14 protein-coding genes are annotated in these 15,005 nt (G+C 56.0%); 6 read left to right on the top strand and 8 right to left on the bottom strand.

What is annotated here, in order from left to right; all coding sequences use genetic code 11:
- Window positions 1–182 precede the first annotated feature (182 nt).
- The 4 genes from lnt to PN477_RS14225 all read right to left on the bottom strand — a co-directional run bounded on the left by lnt (window position 183) and on the right by PN477_RS14225 (window position 4,164).
- Window positions 183–1,733 carry an apolipoprotein N-acyltransferase gene (gene lnt, locus PN477_RS14240; protein ID WP_272118557.1) on the bottom strand — a complete coding sequence of 517 codons (1,551 nt, stop codon included), beginning with the start codon at window positions 1,731–1,733 and terminating at the stop codon, window positions 183–185.
- A gap of 178 nt (window positions 1,734–1,911) precedes the next feature.
- A complete protein-coding gene (locus tag PN477_RS14235) occupies window positions 1,912–2,820 on the bottom strand; it encodes a phosphatidate cytidylyltransferase (RefSeq protein WP_272118555.1) in 909 nt (302 codons plus the stop codon).
- A gap of 83 nt (window positions 2,821–2,903) precedes the next feature.
- On the bottom strand, window positions 2,904–3,548 hold the full coding sequence (locus tag PN477_RS14230) for a ComEA family DNA-binding protein (protein ID WP_272118553.1): 645 nt from the start codon (window positions 3,546–3,548) through the stop codon (window positions 2,904–2,906).
- A gap of 199 nt (window positions 3,549–3,747) precedes the next feature.
- On the bottom strand, window positions 3,748–4,164 hold the full coding sequence (locus PN477_RS14225) for an NINE protein (protein ID WP_272118551.1): 417 nt from the start codon (window positions 4,162–4,164) through the stop codon (window positions 3,748–3,750).
- Window positions 4,165–4,301: 137 nt separating this feature from the next.
- On the opposite strand from PN477_RS14225, the gene PN477_RS14220 reads away from it, so the two are divergent.
- Complete coding sequence (locus PN477_RS14220) at window positions 4,302–4,619, top strand: DUF1825 family protein (protein WP_272118549.1); 318 nt, start codon at window positions 4,302–4,304, stop codon at window positions 4,617–4,619.
- Window positions 4,620–4,827: 208 nt separating this feature from the next.
- Here PN477_RS14220 and PN477_RS14215 read toward each other — a convergent pair whose 3' ends face one another.
- Entirely contained in the window at window positions 4,828–5,985 is a 1,158-nt protein-coding gene (locus PN477_RS14215) for a histidine kinase (RefSeq protein WP_272118547.1), read from the bottom strand.
- Window positions 5,986–6,473: 488 nt separating this feature from the next.
- On the opposite strand from PN477_RS14215, the gene PN477_RS14210 reads away from it, so the two are divergent.
- The 4 genes from PN477_RS14210 to PN477_RS14195 all read left to right on the top strand — a co-directional run bounded on the left by PN477_RS14210 (window position 6,474) and on the right by PN477_RS14195 (window position 11,147).
- A complete protein-coding gene (locus PN477_RS14210) occupies window positions 6,474–8,069 on the top strand; it encodes a glycoside hydrolase family 57 protein (protein WP_272118545.1) in 1,596 nt (531 codons plus the stop codon).
- Window positions 8,070–8,173: 104 nt separating this feature from the next.
- Window positions 8,174–8,821 carry a pyridoxamine 5'-phosphate oxidase gene (gene pdxH, locus PN477_RS14205; RefSeq protein WP_417158825.1) on the top strand — a complete coding sequence of 216 codons (648 nt, stop codon included), beginning with the start codon at window positions 8,174–8,176 and terminating at the stop codon, window positions 8,819–8,821.
- A 134-nt stretch (window positions 8,822–8,955) separates the two neighbouring features.
- Window positions 8,956–9,564, top strand: a complete 609-nt coding sequence (locus PN477_RS14200) for a vWA domain-containing protein (protein WP_417158824.1) — start codon at window positions 8,956–8,958, stop codon at window positions 9,562–9,564.
- 236 nt (window positions 9,565–9,800) lie between these two features.
- The gene (locus tag PN477_RS14195) at window positions 9,801–11,147 is read left to right on the top strand and encodes a TIGR03279 family radical SAM protein (protein WP_272118540.1); all 1,347 of its coding nucleotides are present in this window, start codon (window positions 9,801–9,803) and stop codon (window positions 11,145–11,147) included.
- Between the two features lie 164 nt (window positions 11,148–11,311).
- Here PN477_RS14195 and mutL read toward each other — a convergent pair whose 3' ends face one another.
- The 3 genes from mutL to cruG form a co-directional block, all read right to left on the bottom strand.
- The gene (gene mutL / locus PN477_RS14190) at window positions 11,312–12,985 is read right to left on the bottom strand and encodes a DNA mismatch repair endonuclease MutL (RefSeq protein WP_272118537.1); all 1,674 of its coding nucleotides are present in this window, start codon (window positions 12,983–12,985) and stop codon (window positions 11,312–11,314) included.
- Window positions 12,986–13,174: 189 nt separating this feature from the next.
- Window positions 13,175–13,354, bottom strand: a complete 180-nt coding sequence (gene psb34, locus PN477_RS14185) for a photosystem II assembly protein Psb34 (protein WP_272118535.1) — start codon at window positions 13,352–13,354, stop codon at window positions 13,175–13,177.
- A gap of 332 nt (window positions 13,355–13,686) precedes the next feature.
- The gene (cruG, locus tag PN477_RS14180) at window positions 13,687–14,868 is read right to left on the bottom strand and encodes a 2'-O-glycosyltransferase CruG (protein WP_272118533.1); all 1,182 of its coding nucleotides are present in this window, start codon (window positions 14,866–14,868) and stop codon (window positions 13,687–13,689) included.
- Between the two features lie 87 nt (window positions 14,869–14,955).
- On the opposite strand from cruG, the gene PN477_RS20910 reads away from it, so the two are divergent.
- Window positions 14,956–15,005: helix-turn-helix domain-containing protein (locus PN477_RS20910; RefSeq protein WP_417158713.1), on the top strand; the 50-nt coding region annotated here is incomplete at its 3' end.

Genomic DNA, 15,005 nt, shown 5'->3' with positions numbered 1-15,005 from the left:
TGGCCTCGTCTGCGTTTGATCCCCCTAAATCCCCCTTAAAAAGGGGGACTTTTTTTCGTTCCCCCCTTTTTAAGGGGGGCTAGGGGGGATCGAGAGAAGGTGAACATCGTTAAGAGCAGTTTGTGTATAAGCAGTAGCCCAAAGCGGGAGAGGGATTTCGGGTGAGGGCAACGATCGCGCTGTCATCGAGCATGATGACGCAGGGACGGGTTAAGCCGCAGGATGAGGAAGAGGAGCGCGATCGCCCCCAAACCCAACCCCAACCAATCCCCCCAACGCCCGTAAAGCGTCTGCCCCGATCGCCGATACACCATCGCACGATGCAGGGCATAGGTATTGATCTCCGAAATCCATTCCGTTTGGCCGTGGGGCGTGACGATCGCAGAATAGCCGGTATTCGTCGCCCGTACCGCCCAGCGCGACAACTCCACCGCTCGCATCACATCCAGGGCATGGTGTTGGGCGGGCATCACCTCGCTGTAATGGGCATTGTTCGAGGCGGTGAGGATGAATTCCCCCCCGGCGGCGGCTTGGCGTTGAAAATGCCGCGCAAACGCCGATTCATAGCAAATCCCCACGATCGCCCGCCCCCAAGGGGTTTTAAACACTTGCCGGGGGGAACCGGCGGCCAGGTGGGCATCAAGGGGGGACAGGCGTTGAAGGACGCGACCGAGGAGGGCTTGGGCGGGGATATATTCACCGAGGGGCACGAGTTTCACTTTGTCGTAGCGGCTGTAGAGTTGGCCCGTGCCGGTGAGGGTGAAAAGGCTGTTGGTGTCGCTGCGTCCTTGGCTGCCAAAGGCTCCGAGCCAAACGGGTGTGCCTTCGCGCCTCACGGCTTGGTAAAAGGGGTGATGGTTTTGAACAAGATCCTCCCAGGCGAAAGGCAGGGCGGTTTCGGGGGTGAGGATCACGTCAACCCCTTGACGGGCGAGGGTGGTGTAGCCTTGGGTGTAGCCGGCGATCGCTTTGGCCCAGCCCTCCGGATAGAGCTTAATTTCGTTGGGGACATTACCTTGAATAATCCCCACCTCGAAGCCTTGGGCGGGTTGATCCTGTAGGGGACGGGTGGCGAGATAAAAACCGCCGAGATGAGCCAGGAGGAGCAGCGCGATCGCACCACTGGCATAGCGTCGCCACTGTCGCCGTTTCAGATAGGCCAACGCCCAGCCACCATTAACCGCCATCAGCAGCGCGGTGATCGTGGTGGGGCCGGAAATTTGCCCCCAATGCAGCAGCCAGAGATTCCCCGGACTTTGGCTATAGGCGATCGACGACCACCAGAGCGGCCCCAGTTGCCACAGACCTTCCAAACCGCACCAGAGGGCAACCCCAAAGAGGAGATGGCGCAGGGGGTGGACAGGGGAAACACAACCGAGAAGCAAAGCCCAGACCACCACCAAAGCCACGCCCCAAGCGGTGATTAAAACCCAACAGAGCAGCGCGATCACTAAACTCGCCAACCAGGGCACGCCCATCCAAGTCATCGGATGCACCCCCGTAATCCAAAACAACGCCACCCCATGGAACCCGATCCCCCAGGCGATCGCCCGTAACAGCCGCTGCCCACGGGATGGGGCCTGCACCACCGTCACCCAGAGAACCGCGATCGCCACCCAGGCCAAAGGCGGCGCACTGACCGGCGCAGGAGTGCAGCCCATGAGCAGCCCTCCCCCCAAGGCGAGGGCGGGGATCGTGAGCGATTGGAACCAAACAGGCACAGAAACCGACATCGCAGCTTTCACACCAACGCAACGTTTCCTACCATGCCACAGTCCGCCCTCCTTCACCTCCCTACCCCCTGGGAATAGAACGCAATCCTGATGTTTCGTTAGATGCGAGTGAGCCAGAGGCTCACACTACTGCTGCCCTTGAATTGACCATTTTGGGGTTATCCATCCGGACTGGGGATTAGTAGGGGAAGAGGGGTAAAAATAGGGTGACGAAATAGTAGACCAGGGGGGCGGTAAAAATATAGCTATCGGTGCGATCGAGAATTCCCCCATGGCCGGGGATGAGGTGGCCGGAATCCTTCAGGCCAGCATCGCGCTTCATCAACGATTCTGTTAAATCACCGGCCAAGCTGACAAAACCAATCAGCAACCCCAGAATTGCCCCTGTAATCATCCAACTGTGCCAATGCAATACATAGGCTCCGGTCAGTCCCATCATCGTACTGCCAAAAATCCCGAATACTGCCCCTTCTACGGTTTTTTTGGGACTGATTAAGGTGAGGCGCGTCCGCCCGAAAAATTTGCCGATCAGATACGCGCCAATATCGGCCGCCCAAATGCAGAAGAAGGCGAGAATTGTGATGCTGAGGGCGGGGGACAGGCGATCGGGGTGGGCGAGTTCATCCCACCAGGTGGCGGAGTTTTGCAACTGGAGGATGGGGGGATGGATGGGATCGGAGGCGATTAGGATACCGGCGGGAAAGTCGAGGTTGACTCGGAGCCGAATCCAGTAGGTGGGGAGCCAACCGCCATAGAACAGGCCCAGGATGGAGGTGGACATGTCTGCGATCGTGGCAATTTTGGGCTGAAACAGGAGATAACAACAGATCAGAATCCCGGTGATGGGGGGGAGCGCGTCGGTGAGGGAGGGGGCTAGGATGGCGGTGAGGATCAGCAGTTGCGAGAGGATCAGGGTCGTTTTGACAGCGGGTTCAATGCCTTTGGCTCGAACGAGGTTGAAATATTCGCGTTGACCCAAGAACACAATCACCATGAAGCCGACCGTGAAATACCAGCCTCCTGCAACGATTGAGGCCAGAGCCACAATAATTGCAACGATCGCACTCATGATACGAGACCAAGGCATAGAGCAGTAGGGGGAATAAAGAGAATGGTAGGTTAAAGGAATCTTATCAGAACTTTAAAAGTTCGCGGCATTTCAGGCGTGAGTTAGAACGCGAGATAATACATCAATTGCGCGATCGCTTCGGGAGAGAGTTGCAGTCGATTTTGCAGATCGGCGAGGGTGTGATAGGGGCCGTGGTGCGTGCGATCGCTCACCCACGCTTGGGCGAGATCGGGGCTGAGGCCGGGAATTTGGCACAGTTGCGCCAGGGTGGCCGTGTTGGGGTTGAGGCGAGCGGGAGCGACGAGACTATCGGGATCACGATAGACGAATTGCAAAATCGGTGCGAGGGGGGTTAAACGCTGCACCGGCAGGGTCAACGCTGCGGCGAGATCTTCCAAACAGAGAAATTGCACCCCATTTTGAGCCAACGCCACCACGGTACGGGCTTGGTGAATGGAGATCCCCGGCAGACGGAGCCAATCGTCTACGGTGGCGGTGTTCACGTCGATGTGGATGCCCCACTGGGCAGCGATCGCCACTTCCGCCGCTGACTGGAACCGGGCATAGGGGTTGCGCTCCAGTCGTTGCCGCAATTGTCGCTGTTGGGGGTTTAACACCTGTTGCCACTGCTGTACCTGAGACCACCATGCTGCCATCACCACCTCCTGAAACTCTGCTAGGGAAATTCGCTGATCGGGTTTTTCCGGATCGGGAGCATGACTAACTTCCCCGCCACTACCGCTCATCCATACCATTCAAATGTTGGTCTAGCCTGGATTTTATCCCCCCTCAATTCCCCTTAAAAATCAGGGTAGTTTCCGCCTGACCAAGGGGGGTTAGGAGGGATTGAGCGGAGGTACAGGTTCGAGAACGGTTGTGTATTAGCCGTAGCTCCCTAGCCACGGGAATCCTCTAGATCATAGCCTGATCATCCTCTGGGCTGTTTTAGGGGGCATCGATTAATTGGCGGCGTTTTTGTTCAAACTCCAATTCCGAAATTAACCCCTCTTGGCGCAGTTGTTCGAGGTCACGTAGGGCAGCAGCGATCGCATTCATCCGCTCCGGATCAAGCTGCGTCGCCGCCCCCCCCTCACGCACCCGCCCCAGCCCATCATTAAACCGCTGATCAAACCCATCCGGCTCACTCAACAAATACCAAATCGCCTCAATCCCACTCGCCACATGGGGAATCGGCAGCCAAAACAGCGACAAATACACCACCCCCCACAGCGGCTGACGCAAATAAAACTTATGCAGCCCCGCCAACGGAACCCCCGGCACAACCCCCACCAACGCCAGCAACACCGCAATTTTGGGACTCCGAGGCTGTTGCCAGAACTGTGTTAGCGTGCTTCTGTCCATCTTGACCTCAATGCCATGCCGGACTCTCTTTCAATACGGGAAACCGAATTGTTCCCACTGTTTTCTCTACCCTACAATAAATAGGCAGTTGCGTTCCGCAACGCCCCACACACAGCCCTTAGCACCCCAAGGAGATTATGGGATTTTTTGAATCTGAAGTTGTTCAACAAGAAGCCAAACAACTGTTTGAAGACTATCAATCGATGATGAACCTCGGCGGCGACTACGGTAAGTTTGACCGCGAAGGAAAAAAGATGTTTATTGAAAATATGGAAGCGTTGATGGAACGCTACCACATTTTCATGAAACGGTTTGAACTGTCGGACGACTTCATGGCACAAATGACGGTTCAACAACTCAAAACCCAGCTTGGCCAATTTGGCATCACGCCCCAACAAATGTTTGAGCAGATGCATAAAACCTTGGAACGGATGAAATCTGAGATTCGCGAATAGGGCTGAACCTTTAGCGCTAGACAGGTTTCAACGGTGACGGATTAATCCCACCCAACGCAACAAGCCGGCTCAATCACGGCGGGAAAATCACAATGACCACGATTGTGCTGAAGTGGGATGAAGCTATTGTGTCAAACTCCCATTGATTGCCCCCACATCTGCCCGATCGCGCCCCGTCCAACGCTGCACCAAGGGCGATCGCAATCCCCTAGCGATAGACCGGCAACGTGAACTGAAAACAACTCCCCTCCGGCGGCACACTATCCACCCAAATTTGGCCGTAGTGAGCCTGAATCACCTTCCGACAAAGTGATAGGCCAATCCCAAACCCCTCCTGGGCTTCATCCCGCTTGAGGCGAAAATGACCGTCAAAAATGCGATCGCGCTTCTCCACCGGAATCCCCAGCCCCGTATCCGCCACACTCACCTGCACCTTCTGCGCCGTCCGGTGCAAAATCGACACCGTAATCGTGCCCTGGGGCGGCGTATATTTAATCGCATTATCCAGCAAATTCATCAGCACCTGACGAATTAACTCCCCATCCGCATAGACCGGCGGCACATCCTTCGGAATATCCCGCACCAACGTCAACGACTTCTCCTCCAAACTCCCCTGCATCTCATCTAAAACCTCCTCACACAGCGGTTGCAACGGCAGATTATGCAACTGGATCTGAAGCCCACTATTTTTACCCTGAGCCGCCTGCAAAATATCATTAATCATCCGGTTCATCACCCGGAACTGCGTGCGCGCATGTTGATAAAGCTGCTTTTGGAGCTTGGTCACCTGCTCCGTTGACTCTTGGTTATGGGTAATCTCCAGCGTTTCCACCGCGATCAACGCCGCCGTTAACGGACTCCGCAGATCATGGGCCAGCATCCCCAACACTTGATCCTTAAACTGCAATTGTTCCCGGAGTTCATTATTTTCCCGCTTCAGCCGAAACAGTTCCTCCGCCGCCCGAATCTGCGCCACCGAGTAGCGATCGTCCTCAGACTTCCGATCCGCCAGCCCCTCCGCATTATTCTGCTCTTCGAGATCCTGCTGCCACTGATGCCACCGATGCTGTAACTGCGCCACCACATCCCCCCCCGCCAGCACCTGACGCGGCGACGGGTAAATTTTCACCAGCGACGGTGTGGCCACCAGCCGAAAATGCTCCGCTAAGTCCGGATTTTCACTAATTTCGAGGATTTCCAAATCAAAAGCATCCCGCTGCTTCAACTCCTCTAGATAGGACTGAATCTGTTGAGCGTGGTTTTGGGTCGATATTCGTTCATCCACAAACAGGAGTAGCTGTAATTGCTTCGTTGCTCCTGTTGATACAGCAGAATGATGTGTGGGTTCAAAATTGGAGGATCGCACAGCAATAATGTTGTGGATTGATAAATAGCGGTGAATGTATTGAAATTGTCAAGCTTGATTGATTAAGTTTATCTTAAATCTCCATCTTGACATCATTCCCAGCCTAAAGGCATGGGGATTCCCCGTCTAGCTAGCCCTAGGGCTAACGGCCCGATGGGCAGACAGTCCATCAAGAGCCGCCCTAACCGAGGTCTGACCCTCTTTCCCTGTCCGTATAGCATCGTGGGTTTGCCCAATCCTGACGGCTTCGATAGTCTGTCGAGCGTTGTCCTCGAAGGGCGAGGCGGGTAACCCAGGGGTTTTAGTCACAATTCATCGGCCTGAATCGAGGAGTTTTGGTGTGAGTCTCCGTTTCATCCTAGAATTTGAGAGGCAGCGTCAAGGCTGGGATAAGACGGCAACCCCCTCCGCTTTCACCCTCCGCACAAGGGGTTGCATCCCTAGTCTTTTCGCGCCACCTCTCCTGATCCACCCTCCCCAAAACGCCCATGGCTCTCGGCTATCTTGCCCTCGTTCTCCACGCCCATCTACCCTTTGTTCGCCATCCAGAGAGCGATTATGTCCTTGAAGAGGAATGGCTCTTTGAAGCCATTACCGAAACCTATATTCCGTTGCTCAATATGTTCTCTGGGCTGAAGCGGGATGGTGTGGACTTCAAAATGACCATGAGCCTGACACCGCCGCTGGTGTCGATGTTGCAAGATCCCCTCTTACAAGATCGCTACATCGATCACCTCGAACTACTGCAAGAACTCGCGGAAAAAGAAGTAGACCGCAACCGCCATAATGGTCATCTCCGCTATCTCGCTGAACATTATGTGGAAGAATTTGCTACGGTGCGGCGTACTTGGGATGCGTATCAAGGGGATCTTGTCACCGCGTTTAAGGGGTTTCTCGACAGTGGCAATCTAGACATCATTACCTGTGGGGCGACCCATGGGTATTTCCCGTTGATGAAAATGTACCCCCAAGCGGTGTGGGCACAGATTAAGGTGGCGTGTGATCACTATGAGGCGACGTTTGGCCGTCCCCCGAATGGGATGTGGTTGCCTGAATGTGCCTATTACAATGGGGTGGAGCGACTGTTGGCGGATGCGGGGCTGCGCTATTTCCTCACTGATGGCCATGGGGTAATCTATGCGCGACCCCGGCCCCGGTTTGGAACCTATGCGCCGATTTTTACGGAGACGGGGGTGGCGGTGTTTGGGCGCGATCAGGAGTCGTCGCAACAGGTGTGGTCGTCGGAGGTGGGCTATCCGGGTGATCCAGAATATCGGGAGTTTTATAAAGATATTGGCTGGGAGGCGGAATATGAGTACATTAAGCCCTATGTGATGCCCAATGGCCAGCGCAAGAATGTGGGGATTAAGTATCACAAGATTACGCACCGGGGGGCGGGGCTGAGTGAGAAGGCGCTGTATGACCCCTATTGGGCGAAGGAAAAGGCGGCGGAGCACGCGGGGAATTTTATGTTTAACCGGGTGAATCAGATTCAACATCTGGAGGGGATTATGCAGCGATCGCCCTTGGTGATGTCGCCCTATGATGCGGAGTTGTTCGGCCATTGGTGGTATGAGGGGCCGTGGTTTTTAGACTATCTCTTCCGGAAGAGTTGGTTTGATCAGTCCACCTATGCTCTGACCCATTTATCGGACTATTTACAAAAGGAACCCCATCAACAGGTGTGCCGTCCGGCCCAGTCAAGTTGGGGCTTTCAAGGCTTCCATGAGTTTTGGCTCAACCAAACTAATGCCTGGATTTATCCCCATTTGCACAAGGCAGCGGAGCGGATGATTGAACTGGGGGGACGCGAACCGGCCGATGAGTTACAGGAACGGGCGTTAAACCAGGCGGCGCGGGAACTGTTGTTGGCGCAGTCGTCGGATTGGGCGTTTATTATGCGGACGGGGACGATGGTTCCCTATGCGGAGCGGCGCACGAAGTCGCATTTGATGCGCTTTACGAAGCTCTATGAGGATCTGCAAAAGGAACAGGTGGATGCGGGCTGGTTGGAAAAGGTGGAGGCGATCGATAATATTTTCCCGGAGATTGATTATCGGGCCTATCGGGCCTATTCGTTATAAGGTGCGATCGCACCTCAATCCCATTGAGATCCCCATTGAGATCAACGCTGAACGATACGCCTGAACTGAGTAACGTTGCCTTGAAGCATTGACAAGGAGCCATGATGACGAATTATTCTGCTGCTGATCTTCGGTTGAACTATACCCGTGGGGGACTGTTGGAATCAGAAGCGGGGGATGATCCCTTTGCTCTGTTTCGGCAGTGGTTTACCCAGGCGATCGCGGCTGAGTTACCGGAACCCAATGCGATGACCTTAACGACGGTGACCCCAGAGGGGCGGCCGTCGGCGCGAATGGTTCTTCTCAAAGGGTTTGATGGGGGGAGTTTTGTGTTTTATACGAATTACAGAAGCGAGAAGGGGCAGCATTTGGCGGCGCATCCTTGGGCGGCGTTGGTGTTTTGGTGGGCGGAGTTGGAGCGGCAGGTGCGGATTGAGGGGAGGGTGGAACGGGTGAGCGGGGCGGAGTCGGATGAGTATTTCCACAGTCGGCCAATGGGGTCGCGGTTGGGGGCTTGGGCATCGCCCCAGAGTGAGATTGTGCGCGATCGCGCCCACCTCGAAACCCGCTTACAGGCACTAGAGGCTGAATATTGCGATCGCACCATTCCCCGCCCACCCCACTGGGGCGGCTTTCGCGTCATCCCCGACCGGATCGAATTCTGGCAGGGTCGTCCTAGTCGCCTCCACGATCGCCTCCGCTATCAACGGCAGGAGGATGGATCGTGGCAGCGCGATCGCCTTGCTCCCTAAGGGGTCAAAATTGGCGAAATCCTGATCAAAACCTAGAATTTTGACCCCCTGGCCCACAGGATTCGATAGGCTAAGGACACTTAAAATTTGCACACCCATCCGAGGAGATTGATTCGACCGTGGCGAATAACTCGATTGTTGAACAGCGGGATTACACCCTGATCATCGATAAAAGTGGCAGCATGTCCACTCAGGATCAGCCGGGCGGGAAGAGTCGTTGGCAAGCCGTCCAAGAATCGACCCTGGCCCTGGCCCAGAAATGCGAGGAGCTTGATCCTGATGGCATTACCGTCTACCTGTTTTCCGGACGCTTTAAACGCTACGACAACGTCACCAGCGATAAAGTCTCTCAAGTCTTTGCCGAACATGACCCGATGGGCAAGACTGACCTTGCGACTGTCCTCTACGATGCGTTGACGAATTACTTTGAGCGGAAAGAAGCGGGCCAAACCCAGCCCAATGGTGAAACCATTATCGTGATCACCGACGGTGAACCGGACGATCGCAAATCGGTGATGCGGCTGATTATCGAAGCCTCGCGCAAAATTGACCGCGATGAAGAATTGGGCATTTCCCTAATTCAAGTGGGTCGAGATAAACTCGCCACTCAATTTTTAGAAGCCCTTGATGATCAACTTGAAAATGCGGGGGCGAAGTTCGACATTGTGAATACTGTCAAAATTACCGATGTGGAAGAAGGGATGCCTTTGGTGGATGTGCTGCTCAATGCGATCATTTCCTAAGCGATCGCTTGAGCCGTCGAATTTCTAAAGACACAGTACCAGCCTTGCGCAACAGTAACAAGGGGCTTAAGCCCCTTGCCTCCCCGCAGTAAAACCCTTGTAACAAGGGGCTTAAGCCCCTTGCCTCCCCGCAGTAAAACCCTTGTCCTCGATGCGTTACACTGCTTGATCAACTTGGGCAGCGCTGAGCGAGAGTCGAGCGTTATCATGGAAAATGCTTTTTTGTGCGAGTGGTTATGAGTGTTCCGTCCCTGCGTCCGGCCAAAATTAGTCGCGTCCTGCCCGATTCGATTGGGGCGGAGATTGGCTTTGAAGTGGGGGATGCGATCGCTTCGATTAACGGCATTCAACCCCGCGACCTGATCGATTATCAATACCTCTGTGCCGATGAAGTCCTCGCCCTCGAAGTCCTCGATGTCCAGGGCAAACGTCACGCCATCGAAATCGAAAAAGACTACGATGATGACCTGGGCCTAGAGTTTGAAACGGCCCTGTTTGATGGCTTGATTCAATGTAATAATCGCTGCCCCTTTTGTTTCATTGACCAACAGCCCCCCGGCAAACGGGAAAGCCTCTATTACAAAGACGATGACTATCGCCTCAGCTTTCTCTACGGCAGCTACCTCACCCTCACCAATCTCACGACGCGGGAATGGGAGCGCATTGAACAGATGCGCCTGTCGCCGCTTTATGTGTCCGTCCATGCCACCGCGCCGGAGGTGCGATCGCGCCTGCTGAAAAACGATCGCGCCGGTCAAATCCTCGATCAACTGCGCTGGTTTCAAAAGCGCCGCCTCCAAATTCACGCCCAAGTCGTCGTCTGTCCCGGCATCAACGACGGCGAACAATTAGAACGCACCCTGCGCGACCTGGCCCAATTCCACAGCGGCGAGATCCCCACCGTCCTTTCCGCCGCCGTCGTCCCCGTTGGCTTAACCCGCTTCCGCCCCGATGCCGACGAACTTACCCCCGTCAGCCGTGCCCACGCCGAGACGGTGATCCCCCAAGTCCAAGCCCTACAAGTAGAATTTAAAGCGACCCTCGGCAGCACCTTCGCTTGGCTCGCCGATGAATGGTTTCTGATCGCCCAAACCGACCTCCCCCCGGAATCCCACTACGAAGACTACCCCCAAATCGGTAACGGGGTCGGCTCAATTCGGCAGTTTATCCGCGAGTTTGAAACGGCGTGCGATCGCCTCCTCCCGGCCCAAATTCCTACCCCAAAAACCTGGCTCTGGGTCGTAGGCAACGCCGTCGAACAGGCGTTTCAACCCCTCGTTACCCGCCTCAACCAGGTGGAGAATCTCACCGTGGAGCTCGTCCCCCTCCGCAGCGACTATTGGGGCCAAGACATCACCGTGACGGGACTCCTCACCGGCCAAGACGTGATCACCGGCCTGGGCGATCGCCCCACACCCGGCCCCATCCTCCTCCCGGCGGTGATGCTCAAACATGACGACACCCGCTTTCTAGATGACCTCACCGTCACAGATGTGGCGCAAACCCTCGGACGTGCGATCGTGCCCGTGGCCGGCATTGACGCTTTATTAAAAACCCTCGCCTCTCACTCAGCAGTGGCGTGACCAAGCTACACCTGCTCCGCTTGAAAACGCCAAAACTCAGCAATCCACCGTAACCCACCGATTAACGTGTGTCGAAACAGCAGTCTTGAGGCGTAGGCTTTGTTGTTTGCGTCACATCTTTGCAGGAGATACCCCGATCGCTCTGAATTCAATGCGATTGAAGGCTAAAGGCCGTGGCTTTTGCCGACGACCCAATGACGGCGAAAAAAGCGGGATAAGGAGGTTTCGTCGAGGGCGAGATAGATGGGGCGACCGTGGGGACAGGTGCGGGGGTTATGGGTGCGTTGCCACTGTTCGACGAGGGTTTGCATGGCGGGCAGGCTCAGGGGTGTGCCGTTGCGGATCGCGCTGCGGCAGGCCGTTGCTACTTGGGCCGTTTCGAGGTCTCCCCCTAGGCTCAATTCCACCAGGGCATCCATGCAGTCTTCGCGCTCGGCCAAGAGGGCGGGACAGTGGCGCACCGCCCACAGGTTTTCGCCAAACACATCGACGGTGATGCCGATGCGCTGGAGTTGTTCGACTTGGCGATCGCGCCATCCCGCCACAATCAGCGGCGGGTCAAGCTCCACCAATTGCCAGGCGGCTTGTAATTGCTCAAACAAGACTCGCTCATGGGCGATATGCTGCTCAATTAACCAGAGGCCATGCTCATGCTCGGCGACAATATACATCTGATTCACTTGCGCCACGACGCGCAGCGGCATCCGGATGCTGGCCTGTGGGATGGCGGTGAGGGGGGTAACTTGGCGATCGAGGGTGTAGGTTCCGGCGCTGGCGGCTGCTTTGAAGACGGTTCCTAAGCGTTGATTGTGGGCGGTGGGGGTGAGATCGGCGGGACTGAGGCGCAGGGCTTGGTCGATGCTCTCGCGGACGCGATCGCGCCAAAAATCCAGGTGGTGCAGGTAGACTTCGGTTTTGGCGGGGTGGCGGTTCCAGTCGATTTGGGCGGGGGGGAGGGTGAGATGGAGGAAGGCGATGGGGTAGCGGTGTTTGGGGAGGGTGCGGCTCATGCTGGCGAGGAGGGTCTGTTCGAGGGCGGGCGATCGCACCCAGCGGCCATTGATCGCCACTTTTAACCAATCGGCGCGGCGACGGTGACAGCGATCGGGCAGGCCCACCACCACCTGAATCTGAGCGTCGGGATAGTCGGGGAGTTGGGTTTGGGTGAACTGGGCAAAATCTCCCGGTTGTGTTCGTGGCAAGAGTTGGGGCAGGATGTCTTGGGGACTCTCGCCGGGAAAGAGTTTCAACCAGGGGCGATCGCCACGGGATATCTGCCAGTGCAGGCGGGGATAGCAGAGGGCGAAGTGATGGATCAGGGTTTGGATTTCTTTGAGTTGTTGGCTTTCAGCGGGTAACCCGTGGCGGCGCACGGGAATCCGCCCAAAGAGATCATGAACGGTGATGATTGTGCCGGGGGCGATCGCGTCCGGCTCCATGGCGATCACCTCTCCCCGTTGGTCGTAGCTCGCTCGCCACCCCAGCGCCGCCAAACTGGGCCGACTGCGAATCTCCAACTGCGACAACTGGGCAATACTCTGCAACGCTTCGCCCCGAAACCCCAAACTCGTAATCCGCCACAGATCCGCCGTGGTGTGGATCTTGCTCGTGCTGTGGGGCTGGGCGCAGGAGCGGAGATTGTCCCGATCCATCCCCTGGCCATCATCGGCCACTTGAATCCGCCATTGGTCAAGATCGAGGGCGATCGCAATCCGTCCCGCCCCCGCATCGATCGCATTTTCCACCAATTCCCGCACCACTGCCGCCACCGAGTCGATCACCTCTCCGGCAGCAATAATATTAATCACATCAGCAGGCAGGGGTTGAATCGTCGCCATCACGAGATCAATTCTAGAGCGATTTCCCCCCGATTAGGGCCGCGATCGGGCTTCGACAACCCTCAAGCCTCGCTCGATCTGCCGAGTGCTTAACTCAATGTTAGGCTTGCACAAAAAAACTCCCTATTGCCTATCACAACAATAGAGAGCTTGGAGGAGAATCGAGAACCGTCGATCAAAACTGAAAAACTAGACGAGGCTGGTGACTGTGGTTGCCATGAAGAGTAAAGAGGCAAGGAACAACACAGCCCAGGCGGCTTGGATTTTGTAGGATTCTTGTTCGTGTGCGGTGGGGTAGGCGGCGCAGTAAACATCCGGCTCGATGGCGTGGTTATTGAGAATGCCGTTGTCGAGTTGGGTGGTTCGCATTGGGTTTACCCTCCGGTTTGTGTTGCGTTCTTGTTTACCAATATAACAGATTTTTACGAAATGTAACAACTATTTGACAAAATTTAAACATTTCTTTTGCAGGTGTTGTCATTTCCGCCAGTGTATGGGTATTCGCCACAATGAACAGTGTCGTTGATAGCGAATTGTTAGGGAAGGGATGGTGCGTTACGCTTCGCTCACAGCACCCTACCACCATGACACAGCTAAAATAGTACTTTATTGTAGGGTGGATTAGGCGGCTTAACCTCCTGCCATCACTGCAATCGAGCAATCCGCCGTAACCCACCGATTTAGGTGTGCAGTGTCAATGTTTAGATGTCGTATTGGCGACCGCGCCAGACTTGGGGTTGTTGTTGGGCGGAGAGGATGATTCGGGTGACGGCGGCCAGATCAGCGAGGGGGGAGAGCCAAAACCAGAGGGGCTTTTTCCCGGCGTAACTGGGGGCGATCGCACCCAACAGCGCCCACCGAATCGCCACCAAGGCAGCATTGACAAACCCGGCGATCGCGATCGGTAACGTCTGCACCCCACTGAGCCACGCCACCCCCGCCAAAAGACTCACCACCAGCGGCAAACCTTGGGTGACGAGCAAAAACCAGCAATCACTCCAAACTTGGCCCGGCGTGGCGGCATCTTTGAGGTCGAGCGATCGCCCCCATTCCCGCCAGGTTTCCGCCATGCCGTCGTACATTCGCACCCGGATCACCCGTTGCCCATCGAGAAACCCGACCCGATAGCCCCGCTTCGCAATCTCCCGCGCCAAGGTCACATCATCACAAAAGGATCGCCGCGCCACCTGATAGCCATCCATCGCCGCCAACACCGAACGCCGACAGAGAAAACATTGCCCATTGGCCATCACCCGTTCCGGATGGCTCGCATCACTGCCGGAGGGGTCAAAGCGATAGAGCAGCGTCATCAGCAGCGCCGGTTGCAGCCACCATTCCCCTGGATCACGCAGGATGAATTGGGGTGACAAGGAGATCAGATCATAGCCTTCGGTTTCGGCAATCTGGAGCAGTCCCGCGATTAATCCCGGTTGCGGTTGGGTGTCGGCATCAATGCCCAAGACCCAGGGACTGCGGGGGGAACTATGGCGAAAGCCGTAATCTAGGGCCCAGGGGCGGCCCACCCAAGCGGCGGGGAGGGGATCATCGGTGATCACCCGAAAGCGCGGATCAGTTTTGGATTGGGTTTCGACCAGAGCCGCCGTGCCATCGGTGGAGCGGCTATCCACCACCACCACTTCGCGCAGTTCGTAGGTTTGGCGCGACAGACCCGCCAAACAGGGGCCGATGCGTTCGGCTTCGTTGAGGGTGGGGACGATGACGCTGACGGCTCCCACTTGGTGGGGTTGGGCGGGGCAGGGGGCGACGGGGGGGCGGCGTTGGGGGCCTTTGAGGAGACGCGCCATCAGGAGCGCGATCATCGGTACGGTGAGGAGAAGATACCCAAGGGCGATCGCACTATAGAACGGAATGGCTTCGGTCATCAGAAAAATGGGTAGAAACCCCGTCCTTCTAGGACGGCTTTGGATTAGAGTCTGCATCTTCACACAATAGATGCTATAACGTGAAGTATGACACAAAAAGCATTCAAGTACCGATTCTATCCAACTCCTGAGCAAGA

Source organism: Spirulina subsalsa CS-330 (assembly GCF_028330765.1).
Lineage (GTDB): Bacteria > Cyanobacteriota > Cyanobacteriia > Cyanobacteriales > Spirulinaceae > Spirulina > Spirulina subsalsa_A.
The sequence above is the reverse complement of the archived record's forward strand: the minus strand, read 5'-3'. Positions and strand labels throughout refer to the sequence as shown.

Excerpts from the sequence above, each read along its gene's own strand:
- lnt (WP_272118557.1), bottom strand. The coding sequence starts at position 1,733 with ATGTCGGTTTCTGTGCCTGTTTGGTTCCAATCGCTCACGATCCCCGCC.
- PN477_RS14235 (WP_272118555.1), bottom strand. The coding sequence starts at position 2,820 with ATGCCTTGGTCTCGTATCATGAGTGCGATCGTTGCAATTATTGTGGCT.
- PN477_RS14230 (WP_272118553.1), bottom strand. The coding sequence starts at position 3,548 with ATGAGCGGTAGTGGCGGGGAAGTTAGTCATGCTCCCGATCCGGAAAAA.
- PN477_RS14225 (WP_272118551.1), bottom strand. The coding sequence starts at position 4,164 with ATGGACAGAAGCACGCTAACACAGTTCTGGCAACAGCCTCGGAGTCCC.
- PN477_RS14220 (WP_272118549.1), top strand. The coding sequence starts at position 4,302 with ATGGGATTTTTTGAATCTGAAGTTGTTCAACAAGAAGCCAAACAACTG.
- PN477_RS14210 (WP_272118545.1), top strand. The coding sequence starts at position 6,474 with ATGGCTCTCGGCTATCTTGCCCTCGTTCTCCACGCCCATCTACCCTTT.
- pdxH (WP_417158825.1), top strand. The coding sequence starts at position 8,174 with ATGACGAATTATTCTGCTGCTGATCTTCGGTTGAACTATACCCGTGGG.
- PN477_RS14195 (WP_272118540.1), top strand. The coding sequence starts at position 9,801 with ATGAGTGTTCCGTCCCTGCGTCCGGCCAAAATTAGTCGCGTCCTGCCC.
- mutL (WP_272118537.1), bottom strand. The coding sequence starts at position 12,985 with ATGGCGACGATTCAACCCCTGCCTGCTGATGTGATTAATATTATTGCT.
- psb34 (WP_272118535.1), bottom strand. The coding sequence starts at position 13,354 with ATGCGAACCACCCAACTCGACAACGGCATTCTCAATAACCACGCCATC.
- cruG (WP_272118533.1), bottom strand. The coding sequence starts at position 14,868 with ATGACCGAAGCCATTCCGTTCTATAGTGCGATCGCCCTTGGGTATCTT.